22 protein-coding genes, 1 other RNA gene and 1 riboswitch are annotated in these 24,163 nt (G+C 31.0%); of the genes, 17 read left to right on the top strand and 6 right to left on the bottom strand.

Annotated elements, in window-relative coordinates:
- Window positions 1-133 precede the first annotated feature (133 nt).
- The 6 genes from dnaG to rnpB all read left to right on the top strand — a co-directional run bounded on the left by dnaG (window position 134) and on the right by rnpB (window position 5,998).
- Window positions 134-1,903 carry a DNA primase gene (dnaG, locus tag P8V03_RS01360; RefSeq protein WP_318796483.1) on the top strand — a complete coding sequence of 590 codons (1,770 nt, stop codon included), beginning with the start codon at window positions 134-136 and terminating at the stop codon, window positions 1,901-1,903.
- Window positions 1,903-2,988, top strand: a complete 1,086-nt coding sequence (gene rpoD / locus P8V03_RS01355; RefSeq protein ID WP_261670932.1) for an RNA polymerase sigma factor RpoD — start codon at window positions 1,903-1,905, stop codon at window positions 2,986-2,988. Before dnaG ends, rpoD begins: the two co-directional genes overlap by 1 nt.
- Window positions 2,989-3,099: 111 nt before the next feature.
- Window positions 3,100-3,987 (top strand): PH domain-containing protein, encoded by an 888-nt coding sequence (locus tag P8V03_RS01350; protein WP_318796482.1) that lies wholly within the window; start codon window positions 3,100-3,102, stop codon window positions 3,985-3,987.
- Between the two features lie 17 nt (window positions 3,988-4,004).
- On the top strand, window positions 4,005-4,694 hold the full coding sequence (locus P8V03_RS01345; RefSeq protein WP_318796481.1) for a tRNA (adenine(22)-N(1))-methyltransferase: 690 nt from the start codon (window positions 4,005-4,007) through the stop codon (window positions 4,692-4,694).
- Entirely contained in the window at window positions 4,685-5,500 is an 816-nt protein-coding gene (locus tag P8V03_RS01340; protein ID WP_318796480.1) for a Nif3-like dinuclear metal center hexameric protein, read from the top strand. Before P8V03_RS01345 ends, P8V03_RS01340 begins: the two co-directional genes overlap by 10 nt.
- A gap of 153 nt (window positions 5,501-5,653) precedes the next feature.
- An RNA gene (gene rnpB / locus P8V03_RS01335) (RNase P RNA component class A) lies at window positions 5,654-5,998 on the top strand.
- A gap of 62 nt (window positions 5,999-6,060) precedes the next feature.
- Here rnpB and P8V03_RS01330 read toward each other — a convergent pair.
- Window positions 6,061-6,642 (bottom strand): GNAT family N-acetyltransferase, encoded by a 582-nt coding sequence (locus P8V03_RS01330; RefSeq protein WP_261670928.1) that lies wholly within the window; start codon window positions 6,640-6,642, stop codon window positions 6,061-6,063.
- Window positions 6,643-7,153: 511 nt separating this feature from the next.
- Between P8V03_RS01330 and P8V03_RS01325 the strand changes: the two genes are divergently transcribed.
- The 3 genes from P8V03_RS01325 to P8V03_RS01315 all read left to right on the top strand — a co-directional run bounded on the left by P8V03_RS01325 (window position 7,154) and on the right by P8V03_RS01315 (window position 11,402).
- Window positions 7,154-8,047 carry a sulfite exporter TauE/SafE family protein gene (locus P8V03_RS01325; RefSeq protein ID WP_318796478.1) on the top strand — a complete coding sequence of 298 codons (894 nt, stop codon included), beginning with the start codon at window positions 7,154-7,156 and terminating at the stop codon, window positions 8,045-8,047.
- 178 nt (window positions 8,048-8,225) lie between these two features.
- Window positions 8,226-9,011, top strand: coding sequence for a prolipoprotein diacylglyceryl transferase (gene lgt / locus P8V03_RS01320; RefSeq protein ID WP_261670926.1), 786 nt, complete (start codon window positions 8,226-8,228; stop codon window positions 9,009-9,011).
- Window positions 9,012-9,098: 87 nt separating this feature from the next.
- On the top strand, window positions 9,099-11,402 hold the full coding sequence (locus P8V03_RS01315; RefSeq protein WP_318796477.1) for an N-6 DNA methylase family protein: 2,304 nt from the start codon (window positions 9,099-9,101) through the stop codon (window positions 11,400-11,402).
- 157 nt (window positions 11,403-11,559) lie between these two features.
- On the opposite strand, the gene P8V03_RS01310 is transcribed toward P8V03_RS01315, so the two are convergent.
- Complete coding sequence (locus P8V03_RS01310) at window positions 11,560-12,795, bottom strand: S1C family serine protease (RefSeq protein WP_428978956.1); 1,236 nt, start codon at window positions 12,793-12,795, stop codon at window positions 11,560-11,562.
- A gap of 201 nt (window positions 12,796-12,996) precedes the next feature.
- Here P8V03_RS01310 and P8V03_RS01305 point away from each other — a divergent pair, with 201 nt between their 5' ends.
- Complete coding sequence (locus P8V03_RS01305) at window positions 12,997-13,440, top strand: MarR family winged helix-turn-helix transcriptional regulator (protein WP_318796476.1); 444 nt, start codon at window positions 12,997-12,999, stop codon at window positions 13,438-13,440.
- 135 nt (window positions 13,441-13,575) lie between these two features.
- Window positions 13,576-14,961 (top strand): MATE family efflux transporter, encoded by a 1,386-nt coding sequence (locus P8V03_RS01300; protein WP_261670923.1) that lies wholly within the window; start codon window positions 13,576-13,578, stop codon window positions 14,959-14,961.
- A gap of 46 nt (window positions 14,962-15,007) precedes the next feature.
- Here the strand turns inward: P8V03_RS01300 and P8V03_RS01295 are convergent, their stop codons facing one another.
- Complete coding sequence (locus P8V03_RS01295) at window positions 15,008-15,148, bottom strand: hypothetical protein (protein WP_318796475.1); 141 nt, start codon at window positions 15,146-15,148, stop codon at window positions 15,008-15,010.
- A 178-nt stretch (window positions 15,149-15,326) separates the two neighbouring features.
- Between P8V03_RS01295 and P8V03_RS01290 the strand changes: the two genes are divergently transcribed.
- From P8V03_RS01290 to P8V03_RS01270, 5 genes are all read left to right on the top strand, one after another.
- Window positions 15,327-16,478 carry a metallophosphoesterase gene (locus P8V03_RS01290; protein ID WP_318796474.1) on the top strand — a complete coding sequence of 384 codons (1,152 nt, stop codon included), beginning with the start codon at window positions 15,327-15,329 and terminating at the stop codon, window positions 16,476-16,478.
- Window positions 16,479-16,514: 36 nt separating this feature from the next.
- Complete coding sequence (locus P8V03_RS01285) at window positions 16,515-18,320, top strand: TaqI-like C-terminal specificity domain-containing protein (RefSeq protein ID WP_318796473.1); 1,806 nt, start codon at window positions 16,515-16,517, stop codon at window positions 18,318-18,320.
- 701 nt (window positions 18,321-19,021) lie between these two features.
- Window positions 19,022-19,122, top strand: a riboswitch (purine riboswitch).
- 82 nt (window positions 19,123-19,204) lie between these two features.
- Window positions 19,205-20,641, top strand: coding sequence for an NCS2 family permease (locus tag P8V03_RS01280; RefSeq protein ID WP_318796471.1), 1,437 nt, complete (start codon window positions 19,205-19,207; stop codon window positions 20,639-20,641).
- A 121-nt stretch (window positions 20,642-20,762) separates the two neighbouring features.
- A complete protein-coding gene (locus tag P8V03_RS01275; RefSeq protein ID WP_318796470.1) occupies window positions 20,763-21,347 on the top strand; it encodes a YdcF family protein in 585 nt (194 codons plus the stop codon).
- A 103-nt stretch (window positions 21,348-21,450) separates the two neighbouring features.
- Window positions 21,451-21,696: a hypothetical protein gene (locus tag P8V03_RS01270; RefSeq protein ID WP_261670918.1), complete on the top strand. Its 246-nt coding sequence runs from the start codon at window positions 21,451-21,453 to the stop codon at window positions 21,694-21,696.
- Between the two features lie 65 nt (window positions 21,697-21,761).
- On the opposite strand, the gene P8V03_RS01265 is transcribed toward P8V03_RS01270, so the two are convergent.
- Complete coding sequence (locus tag P8V03_RS01265) at window positions 21,762-21,956, bottom strand: hydrolase (RefSeq protein ID WP_261670917.1); 195 nt, start codon at window positions 21,954-21,956, stop codon at window positions 21,762-21,764.
- 187 nt (window positions 21,957-22,143) lie between these two features.
- On the opposite strand from P8V03_RS01265, the gene P8V03_RS01260 reads away from it, so the two are divergent.
- Window positions 22,144-22,974 carry an alpha/beta hydrolase family protein gene (locus P8V03_RS01260; RefSeq protein WP_318796468.1) on the top strand — a complete coding sequence of 277 codons (831 nt, stop codon included), beginning with the start codon at window positions 22,144-22,146 and terminating at the stop codon, window positions 22,972-22,974.
- On the opposite strand, the gene P8V03_RS01255 is transcribed toward P8V03_RS01260, so the two are convergent.
- Both P8V03_RS01255 and P8V03_RS01250 read right to left on the bottom strand, forming a co-directional pair.
- Window positions 22,940-23,530 carry a GDSL-type esterase/lipase family protein gene (locus P8V03_RS01255; RefSeq protein WP_318796467.1) on the bottom strand — a complete coding sequence of 197 codons (591 nt, stop codon included), beginning with the start codon at window positions 23,528-23,530 and terminating at the stop codon, window positions 22,940-22,942. The two genes, P8V03_RS01260 and P8V03_RS01255, sit on opposite strands and share 35 nt — an antisense overlap.
- The gene (locus tag P8V03_RS01250) at window positions 23,527-23,844 is read right to left on the bottom strand and encodes a hypothetical protein (protein ID WP_318796465.1); all 318 of its coding nucleotides are present in this window, start codon (window positions 23,842-23,844) and stop codon (window positions 23,527-23,529) included. The genes P8V03_RS01255 and P8V03_RS01250 overlap by 4 nt, the downstream gene beginning before the upstream one ends.
- Window positions 23,845-24,163 lie beyond the last annotated feature (319 nt).

The following is a 24,163-nucleotide window of genomic DNA, read 5'->3' as shown; positions in this document are numbered from 1 at the left end:
TAAGCAGGTACCTTCAATCTGGTGATAGTTTATCTCTATTATTCTAATTAAGATATTTTTATATATGTTATTGTGGAATAATACTAAGGGGAACTAACACTATATTTAAATTATAGATAGGTGGGAGCAGCTATTGATATCAGAAGATGTCATTCAAAGGATAAAGGAAGAAAATGATATAGTGGACATTATATCTGAAAGTGTAAAGCTAAAAAGATCTGGCAGAAACTATTCAGGTTTATGTCCATTCCATCATGAAAAAACACCGTCTTTTAGCGTGTCTGCAGATAAACAAATATATAAATGTTTTGGCTGCGGAGAAGCGGGAAATGTCATAACCTTTGTCATGAAAACTAAAAATTTGACTTTTCCTGATGCATTAAAGCTTTTAGCAGATAGAGCTAATATAGATTTAGAACTAGATGAACGTAATACTAGTAATAAAAATAGTTTTGAAAAGCTATATAATTTGAATGTAGAGGCTGCTAGATATTTTTTTAGTTGTTTGCAAAATAATATTGATGCAAAAAAATATTTATTAAACAGAGGTATAACGGAAAGTACTATAAGAAGATTTGGACTTGGATTCTCAGTTGACAGTTGGAATGAACTGTTAAAACATCTGAAAGCTAAGGGTTACTCTGAACTAGATATGCTTTCAAATGGGCTAATAATAAAAAGTCAAAAAGGTTCCTACTATGATAGATTTAGGAATAGGGTTATATTTCCTGTTTTCGACTATAAAGGAAAGGTTATTGGCTTTGGGGGAAGAGTGCTAGATGATTCCAAGCCTAAGTATCTAAATTCTCCAGAAACTCCTGTATTTAAAAAAGGAACAAATTTATATGGGTTAAATTTTGCAATAAAAAGTAATAACTCTAGAATGCTAATCATAGTAGAAGGTTATATGGATTGTATATCCCTTCATCAACATGGAATTACCAATACTGTAGCTTCACTAGGAACTGCTTTAACAATAAATCAAGCAAAGCTTATGAAAAGATATGCAGATAAAGTTATTATTTCCTATGATGCAGATAGCGCTGGTCAAATGGCAACGCTCAGGGGGCTAGATATACTTAGAGAAGTAGGCATGGAGGTTAGGGTGTTAACAGTTCCACAAGGCAAGGACCCTGACGAGTTTATAAGAAACAATGGCAAAGAAGCTTTTTTAAAGCTGGTAGAGGATGCTCTTCCACTTATAGATTATAGAATAAGTATACTTAGAGAAGAAATTGATCTTAATAGTACTGGAGACGTAATAAAATATGCAGAAAGAGCTTTAGAAATAATAACTGAATTAGATCCTATAGAAAAAGAAATTTACATAAAAAAGTTATCAGATGAAACAAGAATTAGAGAACAGGCACTATTTGATATGATAAACAACAAAATTCAAAAAAATGTAAAAAAAGCTGAAAATGTGAATATAGATAGGGATTTTGGACAAAAATTATATTTAGAGCCTGCATACCTAAAGGCCGAAAGAGGTCTTTTAAACATCATGGCAAGAGATATAAAAGCTCTTGAATATGCTGCAGACAATATATTAAAAGATGAATTGATTTTGGAAAGTCATAGAAAAATATATGACTATATTATTGAAAGTGCCCAGTATGGGGAAGAGGAAAGAAAAAAACGTATTGAGATAAAATGTGACAACATAGATACTTCTAGAGAATGGGTAAATGTTTTAGATACTGAATTAGTATATGATGAATATGACTTTAAAGATATAATAACTGATTATATAAAAAGTATAAAAAAGTATAAACTAGAGGAGTCTAAGAAAGAGATTATGAATAAAATAAAACAATATGAGGCTGATGGAAAGTTAGAGGAATCTTTAAAACTTGCTCAAGAGCTCATTCAAATACAAAAAAAGATTGGTGGGATACAGTAATGGCTGAAGGAGGAAAAACAATGAAAGATAAAAGTGCAAAGATGCAAATCGTTAAAAAGCTTATTGAAAAAGGCAAAAAAAATAGCACTTTAACTTATAAAGAAATAATGGATGAATTAGAAGAAATAGATTTAGGTCCTGAGCAAATTGAAAAAATATACGAAGTACTTGAGTCTATGGGAATTGAAGTCATTGGAGATATGCAGGATGTAGAGGTAGATGAAAAAGACTTAGATTTAAGTATTCCAGAAGGTATTGCTATAGATGACCCTGTAAGAATGTATTTAAAGGAGATTGGTAAAGTACCACTTCTTTCACCGGAAGATGAAATTAAGTTAGCTAATAGAATAGAAGAAGGAGATCAAGCTGCAAAAAAGAAGCTTGCAGAAGCTAACTTAAGACTTGTAGTAAGCATAGCGAAAAGATATGTAGGAAGGGGAATGTTATTCCTTGACCTTATTCAAGAAGGAAACCTTGGACTGATAAAGGCAGTAGAAAAGTTTGATTATAGAAAAGGCTTTAAGTTTAGTACTTATGCTACATGGTGGATAAGACAGGCGATAACAAGAGCTATTGCAGACCAGGCAAGAACAATAAGAATACCTGTACATATGGTTGAAACTATTAATAAATTAATAAGGGTTTCAAGACAGTTATTACAAGAATTAGGAAGAGAGCCTCAACCAGAAGAAGTAGCTAAAATTATGGAAATGCCGGTAGATAAGGTAAGAGAAATAATGAAAATAGCTCAAGAACCTGTATCACTAGAAACACCAATAGGTGAAGAAGAGGATAGCCATCTAGGAGATTTTATACCAGATGATGAAGCACCAGCACCAGCAGAAGCAGCAGCCTTTACTATGTTAAAAGAACAGCTTATAAATGTTTTAGACACTCTAACTCCTCGTGAGGAGAAGGTCTTAAGACTAAGATTTGGATTAGATGACGGAAGAGCTAGAACTCTTGAAGAAGTAGGTAAAGAATTTAATGTTACAAGAGAAAGAATAAGACAAATAGAAGCAAAGGCCTTAAGAAAGCTTAGACACCCAAGTAGAAGTAAAAAGTTAAAAGACTATTTAGACTAAAGCACCTATCAAATGGTGCTTTTGTTATATCTTTAATTTTCTGTGAAGAACATCTTTATAGTAATACTGATAACAAAATATGCTATAATATTATAATAGGAAGGTGATGATGTGGAAACTTATAAGTCAATTAAAGGGAAGGGGATATACCCTATAGTAGGAATAAGTGTATTATACAATATCTTTTTAGTGTTACTACTATTTGTAGTAAATTCCTATGAAATCTCTATCATACTTAAAATAACTATTATTGTTTTTAATATATATCAGCTTTATTACATAATTATTTGTACTTCACTAAGTTATTCTATGGACAAGGAAAACTTATATATTACCAGCAGTTTAGGCATAAAAAATATAAAAATTCCTTTCTCATCAATACAAGGTTATAAAAAAGCTAAGGGGTATATAAAAGGAGTGAAGTTATCCGGCTATGGCAAAAATCATTTTGCTATTGGGAGAGCAATAATTGAAAAAATAGGAAGTACCTATATGTTTGTTACTTCAACAGAAAATATAATTTATCTAAAAACAGAGGATATGAATTACGGCTTGTCCCCTGAAGACTTTAATAAGTTTGAAAAAGAATTAAGAGAGAATGATATTAATGAAATAAGTTGGGAACATAAGGCGAATAGAAACATTAATCTTTATAAGGATAAGAAATTTTTTGTTCCATTTATAATAGTGGCGGTACTGTCGCTTACGATTGCATTAAATCCTATATTATTATACTTGTATAATATGCTTCCGGCTATGATGCCTTTAAATTTTGATTCTCAATTTTTAGCCATAAAGTTGGGAACAGGTAAGCAATTTGCATTTAAACAAATGGTTTACGGACTTCTTAATATGGCTATTCTTTTCTGTATGTATTATGCAGCTTATTTTTGTGCAAAATACGATAGAAAGTCATCCTATAAGTTTATTTATATATCTCTAATTATATCCATAACTTTTTTTATTATGCAGATTAGAATTTTACTTACATTTAGATAAAGAATGGAGAATGAAACATGGAGTTAAGTATAAGACTTGAAACTATTGCATCAATGGTAGATAAATGTGAATGTGTAGTAGATGTAGGCACTGATCATGGATACATACCTATTTATTTAGTCAGAAACAACATATGTAACACAGCTATTGCTTCTGACATTAATAAAGGTCCTGTTGAAAAGGCAAGGTTTAATGTAAGAATTGAAGGTTTAGAAGATAAAATAAATTGTAGATTAGGTGGAGGGTTAACCACTATAAATAAAGGTGAGGTTCAGGGTATAGTTATTGCAGGTATGGGAGGAAACCTAATAAGAGATATAATAGAAGAAAGAAAAGAAATATTTAAGGAAGTGAAATTTGCAGTACTTCAGCCTGTTCAAAATCCTGAGGTTTTAAGAGAATACATCTACCAAAAGGGGTATAAAATAATTGATGAAGAGTTATGTATTGATGAAAATAGATTTTACGAAATAATTAAGATAAAGTACGATAATAACCCTAAAAAAGTGGATGAAATATTTTATGAAGTTGGTAAGAGTTTAGTAGATAAAAAGCATTCCCTTCTTCCTAAATTTATTGAAGAAAAGATAAAAAAATATAATAAAATATTATTAAATATTAAAGAAAATACAGAACTAGCAGATAAAAGAAAGAAAGAGCTTAGGGTTAAAATAGATAGATTGGAGGAACTATTACAATGTCTTTAAAAGTAAAGAATATACATAGTATAATGGAGAAACATGCTCCAGCGAGGCTTAAACAAAGCTATGATAATGTTGGTCTTATGGTAGGCGATATGAATAGTGAAGTATCATCTATACTTATAGCCTTAGATTGTACTATGGATGTAGTAGAAGAGGCAAAGAAAAAAGGATGTAATCTAATCTTTACACACCATCCCCTGCTTTTTAAAAAGCCTTCTAATATAACTACAGATACACTACTTGGAAGGAAGATAATAGAGCTTATAAGAAATGATATTAGTTTATATTCTAGCCACACCAATCTAGATGCTGTAAAGGGTGGAATAAATGATATAATTATGAACCTCCTAGGTATGGATAAGTGCAAGATTATTGAGCCTATAGAAGGAACAAGTGGTAATGAAGAAGGTTCTGGTATAGGCAGAATTGCAGAGCTTAAGGAAGTTATTACCTTAGATCAATTTTGTGATAGAATAAAAAAGGCCTTAAATATTTCAGTACTAAGATATGCAGGACCTGAATCTAAAAAAATAACAAAGGTAGCAGTTATAAATGGAAGTGGGCAGGATTATTTTAGTGCTGCTAAAAAGATGGGTGCAGACTGTGTAATTACAGGAGACACTACATACCATTATGTTAGTGATTTTCAAGAAGAGGGAATAGCTATAATTGATGCTGGACATTTTGGAACAGAGTGGCCTGCTATGACATTAGTTGCAGAGTATTTAAAAAAACAAATAGAAGATATGGGCTTTAATAGCACTATTATTTTATCGGAAACTTCTCGAAATCCTTATAAGTATAAATAGGAGCAATAGCATAATTCATTTCCTATTTACCAAAGTAGATAATATAAAATATTTATTAGGTATGTAGTAAAAGAAGGTTATTGTGATAACTAAGAATATTAGGAAGTAAATTTTATTTGCATTTATGTATTCACTATGATATTATAGTACCTGTGAGTAAGCCAGACAATCGCTGCTGTGGAAACACAGGAGAGGAAAGTCCGAGCTCCATAGGGCAGGGTGCTGGGTAATACCCAGTCAGGGTGACCTGAAGGAAAGTGCAACAGAGATATACCGCCGAAACTCAGTTTCGGTAAGGGTGGAAAGGCGAGGTAAGAGCTCACCAGCGCATTGGCGACTTTGCGGCTATGTAAACCCCATCTGGAGCAAGATCGAATAGGGAAGCATTATGGGGCGGCCCGTCCCGCTTCCGGGTGTATCGCTGGAGCCTATTGGTAACAATAGGCCTAGATAGATGATTGTCAAATACAGAACTCGGCTTATAGACTTACTCCTTTATACCGTGAAAAACACTAGGTTCATGCCTAGTGTTTTTGTTATATAATTAATTACTATGTTACTTAAACTATTGCATCTTTATTCAAACTTCGATGAATATAAGCTGTTGTTTTAAGTGATAGGTACTCAGCTTTTAAAAGTCCCATTGATATCTTATCATAGTATTTACCATCTTTATATATTTCCTGTTTTAAAACTCCTTCAACTTTGTAACCACATTTCTCATAGCATCTTATTGCAGATTCATTGTAAGAGTATACGATAAGTCGAATCTTATTTATATTCATTTGCATAAATACGAAATCTGTAAGAACCCTCATAGCATCAGTGCCATAACCTTTACCTCGATATTGTCTATTGCCAATAAATATACCAACGGTAGCAACACTATTTTTCCAGTCTACGCTATTTATGCTGCAGCCACCAATAAACTTACTATCATTAAGTGTTTCAATTGCAAATTTATACGTATCATTAAGTGCCGTGACTGATTGGAACCATTTCTCCTCTTCATGGAGAGTCATAGGATAAGGTATATCCGGCGTTAGGCTCTTAATTATTTCTGGGTCATTTATATAGGTTACTCTTAAAGGTATATCTTCTTTTCTATATTCTCTTAATCTGACTTTTTTTCCTATGTACATAATAAGCCCTCCTTTATGGTATCTATCCAGCATATAAAATGATATAAAAAGCTATAGTTAAGCTTTATAGTTCATCACAAATTATAGTATATACCATAAGATGGCTAAATTATTCCAATAGCCACCAAAATTGTTAAACAGAAATATAATATCAGGTATATTTGAAGTATATAAGAATATAATATTATCAGGAGTGTAGACTCTAATAGTGCTTTTACAATATCTCAGAGAGAAAACGAGAAGTATACATTTTTATATACTTCTTGTTTTCTTTTTTTCTTAGAGCAGTTAATTTTATTATAAGATTTGATAAAAATAGGAAGTGATTTTTACTAATAATTCATATAATTTATATTCTATTCACGTATATACATTCACTATGGTAAAGCAATAATAAAGTTTGATAATATTTAGATTTTCATTGAAAAAGTACAAACCCTATTATAAAATGATATAGCGATGTAAAGGATAACAAAAAAATATAGTATATAATGGAGTTTGGAGGAAAAACATGTTAAAAGTATTATTAGCATTTATGATTTTTAGTGGTGTCTGGTTTTCATTTTTGCTTATAAAAGACTATATGAACAAAAAGAAAGCTAGGACTCTTGAGAAAGATAGTTTTACAAAGTTAGGCATCATAGGAATGATAGCTAACTTTTTTGATACATTAGGTATAGGAAGCTTTGCAATTGAGACTTCGCTTTTCAAAAGTTTAAAGGTAGTTGAAGATAAGAAAATTCCAGGAACCCTAAATGTTGGGTGCACAATACCTACTATACTTGAGGCGTTGATATTTATGACTGTTATTGAGGTTGACCCAGTAACTTTGTTTAGTATGCTTGCGTCAGCAGTGCTAGGAGCGCTAGTTGGAGCAGAGATTGTTTCTAAATTTAATGAAAAGACTATACAACTTGTAATGGGCACAGCACTTCTTATTGTAGCTGCAATTATGATAGCGGGACAGTTAAAGCTTTTCCCAGTAGGCGGAGATGCTATAGGTCTTACAGGAATAAAACTAGTAGCTGGAATAGTAGGGAATTTTGTTTTTGCAGCACTTATGACAGTTGGAATAGGCTTATACGCACCTTGTATGGCACTTATTTTTGCACTAGGAATGGGCCCAAAAGCAGCATTTCCTATAATGATGGGTTCCTGCGCGGTACTATTACCTTTCTCTTCTTACAAGTTTATAAAAAATGGAGCTTATTCATCAAAGGCAGCAGTGGCTATTACTATACTAGGTTCTGCAGGAGTTTTAATTGCAGCCTACCTTGTTAAATCATTACCTCTTGATACATTAAAATGGGTAGTTGTTCTTGTAATATTATACACATCTGTGTTGATGTTTAAATCTGTGAAAAAGATTGCAAGTAGAGGAGAAATCCTGGAGAATGCAGCATAATAATATTCTATGTTAACATAAAAGACTTTCAGTTAATTAATTAAAGCTGAAGGTCTTTATGTTTTTTGGTGACTACCTTTTATACCATTATATGAAAAGCCTAGAATTCTGTTTATATAAATACAAATTTAGTGATATAATGGTTACTATATAAAAATAAAGAGAGGACGTGAAAGGTATGAATCCAATAGCTTTTTCCATTAATGGATTTGAAATTAGATGGTATGGAATAATTATTGCACTTGGAGTTACTTCTGCCCTTATATTAGCAAATTTTAATTGTAAAATGAAAAGGTTTGATTTCGAAAAACTCTTAGATACTTTTTTAATAGCCTTTCCTTTTTCTATTATAGGAGCAAGGCTTTACTATGTAATATTTCAATTTGATGATTATAGATATAACCTTATTGATGTGTTTAATATAAGACAGGGTGGTCTTGCTATTCATGGAGGCGTTTTACTTGGTCTAACAGCAGCTTATATTTATACAAGAAAAAAGAAATATGATTTCTTATTTATGGCAGACATTGCAGCTCCTTCTCTAATATTAGGGCAGGCAATAGGTAGATGGGGAAACTTTTTTAATGGCGAGGCTCATGGAGGACCGGTATCCTATGAATTCATTCAGAAGTTTCCTTTGTTTATACAAAAGGGTATGTATATAGATGGAAGTTATTATCATCCCACTTTTTTATACGAATCTCTATGGAATATTTGTGTTTGTCTAGTACTTATTTACCTGTTGTCAAAAACTTTAAAAAAGGGTTATGTAATATTTTCCTATATAGGGTTATATTCTTTAGGAAGATTTTTTATTGAAGGATTAAGGACAGATAGTTTAATGCTGGGCAGTATAAGGGTAGCACAATTAGTAAGTTTATCTGGAGTATTATTATCTATTGTATTTTTTATATTGGTGCATAAGGGGTCAGGCGAAAAAAATAAAGAAAATAATAAAGCATGATAGCCCTTAGCTAAATAAATAGGCGAATTAGGTTAATTAGTTCTAGAATAAACGAGGCTAATTATTACTTTTGGAGGAAGAGAATTTATGCTTGGGGAAGAAATAATAAAGAATGAAGGTGTTTTCGGGGCCATATATGAAAAGTTAACAGACAGGGATATACGTAAATCAATGGGAATGTTTTATACTCCTGATTTTATAATAGATTATATACTTAAGAATACAGTTTCTAAAGCAGATGTAGTTAAAAATCCATTTGTTAAGATACTTGATCCTGCTTGCGGGGCAGGTTATTTTTTAGTGAAGGCTTATGATATATTAAAAAATAAGTTTATTACAAATTTAAAACTTATTAGAGAACTATATGCTGATGAAACCTATTATATTGAAGAATACAGCCAATTTAACAGTAACTACACTACTGGAGACAGAGGTAAAAGTTTAAAAAAGGTTAAGGGTAATGATTACTGGACAGAAGAAATTATACACTATCATATATTAAAAAATTGCCTTTATGGTGCAGACTTAGATCCTGTAGCTGTAGCTATTACTAAAAACAATCTTATAAAAAAAGGCAATGAAAAATTAGAAATAAGTTTCAATATAGTACAGTGTGATAGTCTATTAAAATGGGAACAGTCAATTTTACATAAGGAACATAAAGTTTTAAATGATATATTTAGACTGCAGAATAAATACAGTAACAGATCAGAGGAAATAGATAGTTATCAGGTAATAGAGAAGTTAAGTAATTTTTGGAGCAATGAATTTGATTATATAATAGGAAATCCTCCCTATGTAATGATGCTTAAATCAGAAACTAGTGAAACTTACTGGAAATACATTTTAAATAAGTATAATACCGTAGGATATAAAAAGAATATATTCTATCTACTTATGGAAAGAAGTCTAGAAAAACTTAAACCTGGTGGAATGCACGGGTTTATAATACCAGATAGGTACTTTTTTGCAAGTAGTTATATTAGTTCAAGATGCAGTTTAGTTAGAAATGCCAAGCTATTAAGTGTTACTCAGTTTTCTAGTAAAATATTTAAAGATGCCATTGTTGGGACAGCAGTGTATATTTTAGAAAAAAGTAAATATGAAGATAACCATGAAATATCTTTAAAATTAGATTATATAGACGAAGAAAACTTTTGTCGTTCTCAAGTTAGCCAAAAAGAAATAGCAAAAGATGAGAAGTGTATCATAAATATTCTCACAAAGTTGAACTACAAGAGTATAATAGAAAAAATAAAAATTAATTCCTTAGAACTTAAGGAATTCTGTAATATTCATGTAGGAATGATGATCAAAAATAAAGAAAAGAATTTTAAGGATGCTTATGGAATGACAAATAGAGATAGAATAGCTTTAGGAAGAGACCTTGGTAAATATACTATAGAGAATAATGATAGATATTGCTATTTACAAGGAATGAGTGTATTTGGTGGAACTAAGAAAATAGAAAAACACAGAAAGAATCCTAAAATCTTACTAAGGAAAACTGGCAGTAGTATAGTAGCCAGTCTAGACAAAGAAGGTACTTTTGCAGAACAATCTGTATATATGATTATTCCCTTTGAGGAAGATGATGTATATAATTTACTAGGACAAATACAATCAAAGTTATCTAACTTCTATTTTATAAAAGCTCTTATAACAAATCCTGAAGCTTATCCCTACATACAACATTATGATTTAGAAAGAATACCTATACACAGAGAGGTTTTAAGCAGTAATATTTATTCAGAAATAATAAAAAAAATAGTAAATCTTAAAGAGGATATAAAGAGCATCAAATTCAGCCCTTTAATCATGAAAAATAGTTACGAGGATATTCTAGGGGAGTATAGAATTCTAAAGAATGAGGAAAAAAGATTGAGGGAAGAGCTAAATGTCTGTGTAAAAAGTAGTAATGAAATACTATATGCAGCTTATCAGTTGTCGGAAAAAGAAATAGAGTTAATAGAAAACTGTAATACTAACTGTGAGTTAAGGGAAATTGATGAGTACAATACAGAGCATATTAAGTATTATGAAGGGCTTATTAATGAAATATATAGAGAAATAAAGACAAAGAGTGTAAATATTTTAAGTCATGTTGGAAAGTATTTAGCTGTTAAAGATTTAGAAAGAGAGTTGGCTAAGGCTATTCCCAATATTGATGTACTAATAGAAATACTTAAAGAACATAGATTTGATAAAAAAGAGGTATGTATAATAAGAGAAGTTTTAAATTTATGTTCAGACAGTTGGAGCAAGTATGTAAAAGAAAAGGTTTCAAATAAGAAGGGAAAAGAGCTAGTAAGATACAGTAAAAATGAGTATGGATTAACTCTTTGGACGGAAGAAGTCCATAACATCTGGTTTAAAGATAAAGGAAAGTAAAAATTTAAATTAACATTTATATAAGTATAATATATAAATGTTAATTTAAAAGTATTCTAAAAATATTTTAGGAATAATGAGAACTATAAACAAGGGACTGATTTAACTTGCATAAATCAGTCCCTTAAAAGGTCAATAGAGAAAAACTATATTTAAATTATTCGGACAGTGTTAAAGTTAGGAGCTTGTTTTTACCATCTCGATAAACATCTATCTGTATCTGATCTCCAGATTTATGCTCACCTTTTATTTTATTAATATCATTAATGGATTTAACAGATTTACCATCAAACTTTAAAATTATATCTCCAGTTTTAAGACCAGATTTTTCTGCCGGACTGAACTCTTCTACTTGAGCCACATAAACTCCTTCAGGCATATTGTAACGTTTTGCCATATCTGAAGTAATATCTCTACCAGCTATACCAATTTTTAAAATAGGTTTCAGCAAAGTACTTATTTTTGGTTTTACAATATCTATAGGAATAGAGAAACCAAGACCTTCAACACCGTCACCACCCATTTTAGCACTGTTGACACCTATAACCTGACCGTAAGAGTTAACTAAAGCACCACCACTATTCCCAGGATTTATAGCAGCATCTGTTTGTATAAGAGTTTGGGTAACATTACCTACTTTAATTTCTCTATTTGCAGCACTTATTACACCAGTAGTAACAGAACCTAACAGTTCCTTTCCTAAAGGGTTTCCTATGGCAACTACAGGATCTCCTACCTGCATATCTTTAGAATTGCCCAGCTCTGCTACTGCAGGCATTTTGACATTCTCTGTTACTTTAACTATAGCTAAATCTAAATCTGCATCGTAGTTTATTATCTTGGCTTGAACTTCCTTCTTGTTATTAAAGATAATACTTACCTTATTCGCTCCCTCTATAACATGATAATTGGTAAGTATATAACCTTCTTCATTAATTATAATTCCAGAGCCTAAGCCTTCTTGCGATTGAGAAAATCCAAAGTAGTCTGGATCGCTTTGACTTTTAGTAGATACACCTACTACAGCAGGGCCTACCTTTTTAGCTATCTCAGAAACAGAAAGAGCACCAGAATTTGTAGACATAGGTGAAGGCTTTAGATAAGTACTTTCTGTTTTGTTTTCTACCATACTCTGGTATAGTGGTGTACTTTTAAACAAATCCGATTTAGGTAGTAGATATAATGAAGCTGCAGTAGAAGCAGCTCCTCCTACCATGCTGCAAATTAATCCTACTACTACATAAGATAGAGCTTTTTTTCTTCTAGGTCCTTTCTTTCTATTTGATTGGTTAACTTCTACATAATCTGTAGTAATAATATTATTTTTATTGAAAATTTCTCTATCATCTCTATTAAAATCATTATTTATACTAGAATTATTAAAATTGTCCATAATATCTTCCTCCAAGGTAAATTTATTTTATAGCTATATAATAATTTGAATTTGTTACAGTTTAGTGACAAAAGTGTTAATGATGTGAAACTTTTTTGTTTATCTATTGTTACAATTAATTATATAAAATTTTTATTGTTATTGACAATATAGAAGCATTAATATAAAATAGTACGAGTGGTTATTTAGGAGGCTAAATAAATGAATGAAAAGTTTGAACACGAAGTAGAAAAATGGGTAGGGCATTGGATTAAGATAATTAATAGAAATATGATAAATATACACAATCAGAAGTTGGAGAAGTATGGATTTACCGTATCTCAACTAAGTGTGCTGTCACGACTTTGGAGACAGGATGGTTTAACTCAGAAGGAAATTGCAAAAAAATTGAAGATAAAGCCGCCATCTCTGACAGGGTTAATAGATACATTAGTAACTAAAGGTTGGGTAGTGAGAAGAGAAGATAAGGTAGATGCAAGAATTAACAGGATTTATCTTACAGAAGAAGGACAGGAACTTAAACTTAAAAGCTTAGAAGTGGTAGATGAAATGGAAAAGTTGATTTGTGAAGGATTTTCACCAGAGGAAAAATTGTTGATGCTTTCATGGTTAAAGAAACTTAATAACAATCTAGAACAACATTAATAAGACTTCAGCAGAAAATACAAGAGATACTATTCTGTAAAATTATTTAGGAACCTAATATTTAGGGTCTTAATATTATGATAAATGGGGTTGAGTTTATTAATAATTTTCAAATATAAATTTAGGAGGGATTTTATGGATCGTTCAAAAAAATTAGCAGAGCAAAGTATAGGAAAATTACTATTAGAATTTTCTGTTCCAGCTATAGTTGGAATGTTAGTTAACTCTTTATATATAGTAATAGATAGAATATTCATAGGAAGAGTTGTAGGTGCAATGGCAATTTCAGGGGTAAGTCTTACATTTCCTATAGGAATAGTAATTATGGCCTTTGGAATGCTGGTAGGTATAGGGGCAGCAGCTCAAATATCTATAAAATTGGGGCAGCATAAGAAAGATGAAGCGGAAAAAATATTGGGAAATGCATTTATTTTACTTATAATTGTTTCTTTAATTGTTTCAGTTTTAGGGTTAACATTCTTAGATCCGATGTTAAGATCTTTTGGAGCTAGTGATAACACTATAGTTTATGCCAAAGAATTTATTACAATAATATTATTTGGTGCCGTACTACAAAATATAGGTTTTGGTTTAAATAATATTATTCGTTCTGAGGGAAATCCTAAAAAAGCAATGATGACTATGCTAATTGGCTGTATATTAAATATAATTTTAGATTTTATTTTTATATTTGGTTTCGGCTGGGGAATTAAAGGAGCAGCAATGGCTACAGTTATTTCACAAGCTGTTAACAGTATTTGGGTAGTGTCATACTTTAGAGGCAAAAACAGTATGTTGAAGCTTAAAAAGGAAAACTTCAAGATTGACAAGAACATAGTTGCAGGTATATTTGCTATAGGTATGTCACCTTTTGCTATGCAGATAGCGTCCAGTGCAGTTAATATTATTTTAAATAATAGTCTTGCTACCTATGGTGGAGATTTGGCTATAGGTGCCTTTGGTATAATAAATAGTATAGCTACTATTTTTCTAATGCCTATCTTTGGTATAAATCAGGGGTCACAACCTATAATAGGATTCAATTATGGTGCAAAACTATACGATCGTGTAAAAAGTGCATTAAAATTAGCAGGAATAGCGGCTGTTATAGTATCAACGACAGGAACAATTGCTGTTCATGTTTTTCCTACAGTTTTAGTAAGTATGTTTAATAAATCCGATGCAGAGTTAACAGCTATAACTGTTCATGGAATAAAAATATTTATGATAATGTTCCCTGTAGTTGGTTTTCAAATTGTTAGTTCAAACTTCTTCCAAGCAATTGGTAAGGCTAAAATATCTATGCTTTTAGCTCTTTTAAGACAAGTTATAATTCTTATACCTATGCTGTTAATACTTCCAAATATATATAATTTAAATGGAATATGGATGGCAGCACCAATATCAGATTTCATAGCCTCTATTTTAACCGCAGTGTTCTTGTTTATAGAAATGAAGAAACTAAGTGAGGAAAGAGAAATAGGAGCTAATTCTAAAGTATCAATGGGATATTCTAAATAAAAGAAGAGACTGTATTTTTAGCAGTCTCTTTTTGTACATTAAATTACTAACCTTTAGTACTAACCCTATCAATATCTAAAGCACTGTGAGATGGCTTTTTCATCATTTCTTCTTCATAAATAACATCTGGTCTAGAAAACTTCTTATTCTGCGGCTTTGTTGCCTTTTTACTTTCTCTGTGTGTCATTCAGTTCACTTCCTTTTGTATATTATGAATACTTAAAGATTAAAAAGTTCTGTGTAATGGTTTCATTTTATAGGATGTCTATTAAAAAAGTTTTTATACTTTTCAATTATATATGCTAAAATATAATAATTAAGGAAAGAATTTAAAATATAAGAACATCTATTAAAGGTGGGTTAAAATGATTTATTTAGTACTAATACTCTTTTTATCAATTTTTGCAGCAGCAAATATATTCATAGGACTTAGAGGTTTAGATATTTTAAGACACTTTATGCCAACTATAAGTATATATATTTATTGGGCATTATTTGCTTCAATAGCTCTATCCGTGTTTATTGGAAGAGTAGGAAGAGGCTATTTACCAGCAGCTCTAGATAGAGTTTTTAATATAATAGGTGGTTACTGGCTTGCTGCTCTAGTATATTTTTTAATTGGAGCCATGCTTTTTGGCGTTGTGAATATAGTAATAAGATTATTTAAGATTAAGTCTTACTACAGAGGCAATACGGATATTCACTTGATTTTAAATTTGGCTGCTATCTTTATAATAATACTATTACTAGCATATGGAACCTATAATGCAGGTCATAGTAAGGTGATCAATTACGAGATTAACATAGACAAAAAAGCGGGAGCTTTAAAGGAACTAAATATAGTAACTGTTTCTGATATACATCTAGGAAGCTTAATAGGAAAAGGCAGATTAGATAAGATGGTAAGTGAAATTAATAAACTTAACCCAGATATAGTATTTTTAGCGGGAGACATAATAGATGATGATATAGAGCCTTTTATAAATAATAATATGGGAGAATCCTTTAGACATATTAAATCAAAGTATGGTGTTTACGGAGTATTAGGAAATCATGACTACTTCGGTGGTAGTATAGAAAAAGTTGAAAAGGCCTATAAAGAGGCAAACATAAATATTTTAAGAGATAAAATGGTTAAAGTAAGTGATTCCTTTTATGTAGTAGGAAGAGAAGATGCTTCTGCGGGAAGAGTGATAGGTGGAAAAAGAAAAGAGGTATCCGTTATTACTAAGGATGCTGATAAATCACTACCATTAATTATACTAGATCATCAACCTGTGAAACTAGAAGAAACAAAAAAAGCTGAAGTAGATTTACAGTTTTCGGGACATACACACAAGGGACAGTTTTTTCCTGCAGGTTTGGTAACTGAGAGAGTATTTAAAATTGACTGGGGGTATCTAAAGGAAGATAATTTTAATGTTATAGTATCCTCTGGATATGGTACCTGGGGTCCTCCAATAAGAGTAGGAAGTAATTCTGAAATTGTGAGGACAATAGTGAAGTTTTCAAAATAGAAGGCCTCAAAGTAGTAGCTTGGAAAGGATAATAATATGTATGACAAACATAAAAGTATCAGGATATTAGGAAAAGAGTATGAAAAAGCTATGGATAAGGTAAAAAGAAAGACCTATGGAAGTTTTTACACTCCAGACTATATAGTAGACTACATAATAGAAAATACACTAAGTAATTTAAATTTAGTAGATAATCCTTTTGTGAAAATTTTAGACCCTTCCTGCGGTGTGGGATATTTTTTAATTAAGGCTTATGATGTATTAAAGAGTAAGTTTAGTGATAACATTGAACTTATAAGAAAAAAATACTTAAAAGAAGAATATAGCATCAGCGTAAATGGTAAGTTGAAAAAACTAACTGGAGAAGACTATTGGAAAAAGAAAAATCTACACTATCATATCTTAAAGTATTGTATTTATGGTGCAGATATTGATGATGAAGCTGTACAAATCACTAAAGCAAATTTATTATCTAAAGGAGTATATGATTTAGATTTAAGTGATAATATTGTTTGCTGTGATAGTTTAATAAGATGGGAGGAGGATTACTGCTTTGAGAATGAGGAGATATTTACCTCAGGGAAATTTTTGTGCAAATATAGAGATATAAATTTTAAAAGTACAGAGAAGTATTTGAATAAGGATGAACTATTAGAATTACGAAATATACGTAACTTTTGGGGAAAAAAATATGACTATATCATTGGTAACCCACCTTGGGTTTCTTTAAATAGAAAATATAAAAAGAATATTGATGATAACTTATTAAACTACTATATTACTAAATATGATGGAAATAAGTACCTTCCTAATTTATATGAATTTTTTTTAAAAAGAGCAATTGATTTGATAAAAAATACTGGAAGAGTTGGGTTTATTATACCAGATAGATTTGCAAAAAATCTTCAGTACAAGTTATTGAGGAAAGAATTGTTAACTAATTATAAAATAGTACATTTAGCATTCCAAGTAAACTTTCCAGAAATAAATACGGATACTATGATACTTATATTAGAAAAAGATTATGAAGAGAATAGCAAAATAAGCATAAACATATTTAATAAAAGGCAATATGATATTCATCAAAAAGAATACCTTAGTACCGAAGATTACGAATTTATTTATGAAAGCAATAGTGACTATAAATTGATAAAGGAAAAAGTAGAAAATAAAAGTGTAACCTTAGGCGATATAAGCACAACTTTTACAGGGTTTATTGGTGACTCTAAAAAGATATCAACAGAGAAAGTTACCAGCAAACAGGTAGAAATATTAAAGGGAGAAAATATTAATAGATTTAATATTATAAGTAGATATTATTACGAATTTATTCCTGAAAATCTAAAGGGTGGTACTAAGAATATAAAAAAATTAGCATGTCCTTTGAAGATTGTTGTAAGAAAAACGGGAAATAAAATAATAGCTGCATTGGATACAGAAGGCTATATTATTGAACAATCCCTCTATGGAATAATAAATTTAAGAGAAGGATTTTCCTATAAATATGTTTTAGCAGTACTAAACTCAAGGCTAACAGAGTGGTATTACTCTAATTTTCTTATAACAAACATAAATTCTACTCCTCAGATAAAGAAGTATGGGTTGGATAGACTTCCTATTAAATGTTGCAGTAAAGAGAAGCAAACTACAATAGAAGGACTGGTAGATAAAATTAGTGCCAAAGCAAAGAAGCTAATAAATGAAAAGGCTGCTAATAAAAATGATAGTAATATGGAAGACAAGAAACAACTTAAGGAACTTCAAAGAAAATTAAACTATGAAATATTTAGTCTGTATGAACTAGAGTACGAAGATATAAATAAAATTTCAATAGACTACTAATTTATTTGTGAAATTTAAGTAACTACTGTTAGTATATATAAAATGAATTGAAACATCTGTAACAGGTGCTTATTTTTATATAAGATTTATTAAAAAAAGAAGTCCACATGTAGCAACATGTGGAGGGGAAGTGAAAGGGATCAGTTTAGAGGAGGCGGTTAGATTAATTTTACTCCCTTTTATATTTATATATCTAAATTTAAGAAAATTACAATTATAATATAGTTTCTTAATAAGGCTTATTTAGACAATATTTAACCTAAAATTACTATAAAGGTTATTTCTTATTTATAATAATAACAAATCAAAGAAAATAAGTCAATGAAATAAGTTGGAATTTTAATAATATTTTAAAATGTCTGTAAAATACCAAAGTACCGTAGTACGTCATCTAAAACAACTATTTAACATAAAGTATAATTTTTATCTCTTTAACAATTAAGCAGAGAACTCAAATCTCTGATTTGCAGTGAATCGCTTACTCATTCGACTAAAAGGAGAAGGAGTTTCATTTAAAGTTCTAAATACTATTTGGAGTGTACAAAAGGAGTTAAAGGCAAAGTTCGTACTGATACGAATGATCAATGTTATTTAATTGGTTTTTCTCTGTCAGTACCAGAACGTTTTGATGAAAATCACATTAAACATATTGACTTTTGCAATTAGAAGTGATAATATATTAAATGTAAGGTGAATAAAAATTAATAATTTAATGAATCATCCGTATAATCTTGAAAATATGGTTCGAGAGTATCTACCAGATTACCGTAAATATCTGACTATGGGTGAATCCGTCAAAGCAGCTCCTTTGTATTTAGGTTTCTGCTTCGGGTTTACTCATAATCCGAAGTAGAAACTTTTTTATTTAAAGGAGGAAAATAAATATGTATATGGAAAAGGTTAAACCTGAAGAAGAAAAAAAATCCTTTTTGGACTCATTTTTTAAACTAACAGAGAATAATACAACAGTAAAAACAGAAATAATTGCTGGAATTACTACTTTTATAACTATGGCATACATAATATTCGTAAATCCAAGCATTTTAATGCAGTCAGGAATGAATTCTCAGGGACTTGTTGGAGAAGCAGCAGTTAAAGCAGGTATATCAGCAATAAATGACCCTGTAGTAGCTTCAGTATTTGGTGCTACCTGTATTGCAGCAGCGATTGGTACTTTTGTAATGGCTCTTTATGCTAATTTACCATTTGCTCAGGCCCCAGGAATGGGATTGAATGCTTTCTTTACTTATAGTGTATGTTTAACTTTGGGATATACTTGGCAGCAGGCATTAGCTGCGGTATTTGTGTCAGGACTTCTTTTTATAGTAATTACAGTAACATCAATTAGAGAAAAAATAGTAGATGCACTTCCACATAATCTTAAGCTTGCAATATCTGGTGGTATAGGACTTTTCATAGCCCTTATAGGACTTAAAAGTGGTGGTATTATCGTAGCAAGCCCAGCAACTTTAGTTAGCTTTGGAAGCTTTACAAATCCTCATGCACTAGTTACACTTATAGGAATAGTTATTACAGGGGTTTTAATGTCAAGAGGAATTAAAGGGTCAATGCTTTTAGGAATAATAATTACAACGGTAGTTGGAATTCCATTTGGAATTACTCATCTTGAAGGAATAAAAATTATAAGTGCACCTCCATCACTAGCGCCAACTTTCTTTGCCTTTGACTTCCAAGGTCTTTTAGGACTTGGTAAGGCTGGTATGGTAGGAGCTTTCACAAGCTTAGTAATGGTTGTTATAACCTTCAGTTTAGTAGACTTGTTTGATACAATAGGAACTTTAGTTGGAACAGCACAAAAGGCAAAGATGATTGATAAAGATGGAAGAGTTAAAAATATGAATAAAGCTCTTTTATCAGATGCTTTAGCAACTACTTTTGGTTCAATGCTTGGAACTAGTACAGTAGTAACTTATGTAGAATCTACATCTGGTATATCAGAAGGTGGAAGAACAGGACTTACAGCCTTTACAACAGGAGTTTTATTTATACTAGCAATGTTCTTTGGTGGACTAGTTGGAGTAGTTCCAGCAGAAGCAACAGCACCAGCACTTGTTATAGTTGGAGTACTTATGATGGGTGCAGTAACTAAGATTAATTTTGATGATTTTACAGAAGCATTACCAGCATTCTTTACAATAGCTATTATGCCTTTTAGTTATAGTATAGCAAACGGGATAGCAGCGGGAATAATATTCTATCCTATAGTAAAGCTTGCAACAGGAAAAGCTAAAGAGGTGCATCCAATAGTATATGTACTTGCGGCATTGTTTATATTAAGATTCACACTACTTCCACAGTAGTAGCAAAAGACGGCGTAGCTTGGGAATTGTTTCCTGGGTTGCGTCGTCTTTTATTTTTATGTTGTTGCATTACTGGAAAGCATAACATAAAATGAAAGCATAAGAAATAAAGGAGGAGGTTATGTTGAAGATAATGAAAATAGCTTTAGCAGCAGTTTTAATATTACTAGTGATTACAACTTTTAATATAATTTACTTTGGAGAGAGTTCTAAACCAGAGAAGTCTGACTGCATAATTGTACTTGGTTGTCAGGTTTATGGGAAAACCCCTAGCCCTTTTTTAGTCTGGAGAACAGAACATGCTCTTAAGTTATATAGAGATGGATATGGGAAATACATTATAGTTTCCGGGGGTAAGGGACCAGGAGAAGAAATATCTGAGGCAGAAGCAATGAGGAGATATTTGTTGTCCAAAGGAGTGGATGACGGGAAAATACTTGTGGAAGACATGTCTGGTTCAACAATGGCAAATTTAATAAATAGTCAGGCTGTCATGAGGGAGAAAAGATTAGAGACAGCCATTATAGTATCTAATAAATATCATCTTAAGAGAGCGTCATTGATGGCAAAACAGCAAGGAATAAAAAGCAGTTTTTCAGGTGTATTTGTTAAACCTTATAAGCGCCATGAATTTATAGGATATGTAAGGGAAGTTCCAGCCTTAGTGAAATACTATATTATAAAAGGATATAGTAAGTTCTTTTAAAAAAGAGGAAATTTTCAGAAAAGATAGAATATATACTATATGTAGTCAATTAATAAATTTTAATTGAAAACTAAGATAAAACAACATGTTGGGAGGTAATATTATGGACAGACTTTATTACTGCGGAGAGTGTAAAAGAGTAGTAACTAATGAGATGGTATGTAATTACTGTGAAAGTGATGACATAAGAGAACTTGTCGTTAAAACTCCTGTAAATGTTATCGGAACTAAAATTAAAGGCAATATACTGAAAATGAAAAATGGAAAAGTAGATCTTATAGTGAGAGACGAATCAAACAGCAAGATGATAAAAGAATATAGTCCAGAACAGTTAAGGAAGGTATTATAATAAAATCAAAATAGTAATAACCTCATTGACAACTTTATAGGTTGTTAATGAGGTTATTATATGCGTTAATCTACAAAGCTGTCCCAATAGTTTGTATAGTCTATTGATCCTGGAGTTAGACTTTCCTCAAAATCTTTTAATCTATAGTCGTTAGAAAAATCTTTTAGTATGTCTTTAACTGGAAATCCTGATTTAGATATCAGTTCCTCAATTTGGTCCTTTAATTCATTAATCCCCGAAAGGCAACATGTAGTATTCATATAGTACTCCCCCTTAAATTTATATAAATTAAACGATTTAAACCGGTTTTAGCAAAAAAGTTACTTGTAAACCTTTTCTTAATACAAATATAGTATACTATATACTATGAAATAATTCAATAAGTGTAACACATTTCTTAAATAAATTTATTAATAATTATATTAATAGAGTTAGGAGGTAACGTAAATGAATCTGGAATCATTATTTATGGATTCCCAGCAATTTGATAAAGAGTATAGCGAAGATTTAAAGGCTGTATTTTTTAGAAGTAAAGGAAAGCAGTTAATAGGCACTATGTATTTGGCTCAGGGGAAAGGACCACATCCAACAGTAAACTTACTTCATGGATTTCCTGGTTATGAGCAAAACATGGATTTAGCCCAAATACTAAGAAGAATTGGATATAATGTGTTTACCTTTCACTACAGAGGTTCTTGGGGATGTGAAGGGGAGTATTCTTTTAGTAATGTGCTGGAAGATGTAGAAGCTTCTATAGAATTTTTAAAATCAGAGCAGGCTTTCAAACTTCGGGTAGACAGAAATAATATAATACTGATAGGCCATAGTATGGGAGGCTTTGCTGCACTTATCACTGCTGCTAAGAAGGAAGAAATAAAGAAAGTTGTATCTATTGCTGGTTTTAATGCAGGAGCTTTTGCAGAAAGTATTTATGGTAACAGTGAAGAGGTGCTAAATTATATAGATGAATGGCAGGAAAATGTACAACCACTCAAAGGAACTTCTTCTCAGGCTTTGGTTAAGGAATGCTTAGACAATAAAAAGGAGTTTAATATAACAAATTATGTAGAAGAACTTTCTAAGCATTCACTTCTTTTAATAGCAGGAGTCAGGGATAAGGAGGCACCTATAAGGATACACCACACATCTCTTATAAATGCATTGAGAGAAAAAAATAACAATTGTATAAAAGAAGTAGTATTTAACTCAGATCATGCCTTTTCAAACAGTAGAACTGGTGTTGCTAAAGCGATAGTTTCATGGCTTGAAGAAGGTTAGTAACACAATCAGCCATAAGCTTGTGTCCAAGAGCAGTTGGATGTAGTCCGTCTATATACAGCTCCCTTGGATTCTTTGCTTTTAAATTCTCATCAAAGCAATGGTAAAAATCTAAGTGATTTATGCAATTATCTTTAGTAAATTTAATAATCCAACTCCTATAGCTAGATATAACATTATTTATTTCATCGTAATCCACAGCTCTACTCCATTTTCTTTCAGCTAGGGCCTTATCGATAAAAGGTTCTATACCAATAATAGGAATAACGTTATGATGAATAGCTTCCTTTACTAACTCACTTAGGTTTTCTGTCACCATGTTTAAAGAACGCCCTCCCATAAAGTCGTTACATCCTCCCATAATGATAACATGACTAGGATTATTTTTAATAACATCAGTATAGGACCTTGAAAGCATTCCAGCAGTTGTATCTCCGTTAGAACCTTTATTGATAATTTCAATATTTAGGTTATTACTAACTAGTTGAACCCAACATTCATTTCTGAAAACACCATATCCAGTAGTTAAACTATCACCGATACAAACTAATTTCATTTTCTTGCCTCCCTTACTTTATTTAATTCCATAAAAAGTTCCTGTTGTTGGAAAATTTGTTGTTGTATTGCCCAATGGTTACCAGCGTAATTAAAGTTGTTTTCTAATATGCTATTTAAAATGTTTCTATGTTTTGGAGTTAATGAATTTAATAATTCTTCCTGCTTAATTTCACACATATCAGTAAAGCTCTTTCTAATTTCTTTATTAAAGTTCTCCAGGTTATTTGTTAACTCCTCAGTTCTTTTCTTTAGATTGTTTCTACTAATAAATATAACTAAAATAATAATCAATAAAAGAATTAATACATCCATGTCTTTTCCTTCCTTTCCTATCAAGTGTTTTTATCCGATGCGTAGCTTTCCTAGTACTCTCTCTTGGAAAAGAGAGAGTACTAGGAAAGCTACGTCTCTAGATTTTTAGTTTCACTTCATATATCGATTATAACATTATTTTTTCAGGTGAAAGTATAGGTTTCTTAGATAATTAGATTTTGAATCTAATATATATTGATTTTAAAAGGAAAACTGACAATATTACGAATATTAGCAATGACTAAATAATATAAAGTACGTATATAGGTGAACTATTTTATTTAAAAATTAATTATTGTATTGATTTATACTTTGTTAT

This window comes from Clostridium tanneri (assembly GCF_033659955.1).
GTDB lineage: Bacteria > Bacillota > Clostridia > Clostridiales > Clostridiaceae > Clostridium_AM > Clostridium_AM tanneri.
This window is presented reverse-complemented; position numbering and strand designations above follow the sequence as displayed.

Coding starts and splice junctions, on each gene's coding strand:
- rpoD (WP_261670932.1), top strand. CDS start 1,903: ATGGCTGAAGGAGGAAAAACAATGAAAGATAAAAGTGCAAAGATGCAA.
- P8V03_RS01345 (WP_318796481.1), top strand. CDS start 4,005: ATGGAGTTAAGTATAAGACTTGAAACTATTGCATCAATGGTAGATAAA.
- P8V03_RS01340 (WP_318796480.1), top strand. CDS start 4,685: ATGTCTTTAAAAGTAAAGAATATACATAGTATAATGGAGAAACATGCT.
- P8V03_RS01330 (WP_261670928.1), bottom strand. CDS start 6,642: ATGTACATAGGAAAAAAAGTCAGATTAAGAGAATATAGAAAAGAAGAT.
- P8V03_RS01325 (WP_318796478.1), top strand. CDS start 7,154: ATGTTAAAAGTATTATTAGCATTTATGATTTTTAGTGGTGTCTGGTTT.
- lgt (WP_261670926.1), top strand. CDS start 8,226: ATGAATCCAATAGCTTTTTCCATTAATGGATTTGAAATTAGATGGTAT.
- P8V03_RS01315 (WP_318796477.1), top strand. CDS start 9,099: ATGCTTGGGGAAGAAATAATAAAGAATGAAGGTGTTTTCGGGGCCATA.
- P8V03_RS01310 (WP_428978956.1), bottom strand. CDS start 12,795: ATGGACAATTTTAATAATTCTAGTATAAATAATGATTTTAATAGAGAT.
- P8V03_RS01305 (WP_318796476.1), top strand. CDS start 12,997: ATGAATGAAAAGTTTGAACACGAAGTAGAAAAATGGGTAGGGCATTGG.
- P8V03_RS01300 (WP_261670923.1), top strand. CDS start 13,576: ATGGATCGTTCAAAAAAATTAGCAGAGCAAAGTATAGGAAAATTACTA.
- P8V03_RS01295 (WP_318796475.1), bottom strand. CDS start 15,148: ATGACACACAGAGAAAGTAAAAAGGCAACAAAGCCGCAGAATAAGAAG.
- P8V03_RS01290 (WP_318796474.1), top strand. CDS start 15,327: ATGATTTATTTAGTACTAATACTCTTTTTATCAATTTTTGCAGCAGCA.
- P8V03_RS01285 (WP_318796473.1), top strand. CDS start 16,515: ATGTATGACAAACATAAAAGTATCAGGATATTAGGAAAAGAGTATGAA.
- P8V03_RS01280 (WP_318796471.1), top strand. CDS start 19,205: ATGTATATGGAAAAGGTTAAACCTGAAGAAGAAAAAAAATCCTTTTTG.
- P8V03_RS01275 (WP_318796470.1), top strand. CDS start 20,763: ATGTTGAAGATAATGAAAATAGCTTTAGCAGCAGTTTTAATATTACTA.
- P8V03_RS01270 (WP_261670918.1), top strand. CDS start 21,451: ATGGACAGACTTTATTACTGCGGAGAGTGTAAAAGAGTAGTAACTAAT.
- P8V03_RS01265 (WP_261670917.1), bottom strand. CDS start 21,956: ATGAATACTACATGTTGCCTTTCGGGGATTAATGAATTAAAGGACCAA.
- P8V03_RS01260 (WP_318796468.1), top strand. CDS start 22,144: ATGAATCTGGAATCATTATTTATGGATTCCCAGCAATTTGATAAAGAG.
- P8V03_RS01255 (WP_318796467.1), bottom strand. CDS start 23,530: ATGAAATTAGTTTGTATCGGTGATAGTTTAACTACTGGATATGGTGTT.
- P8V03_RS01250 (WP_318796465.1), bottom strand. CDS start 23,844: ATGGATGTATTAATTCTTTTATTGATTATTATTTTAGTTATATTTATT.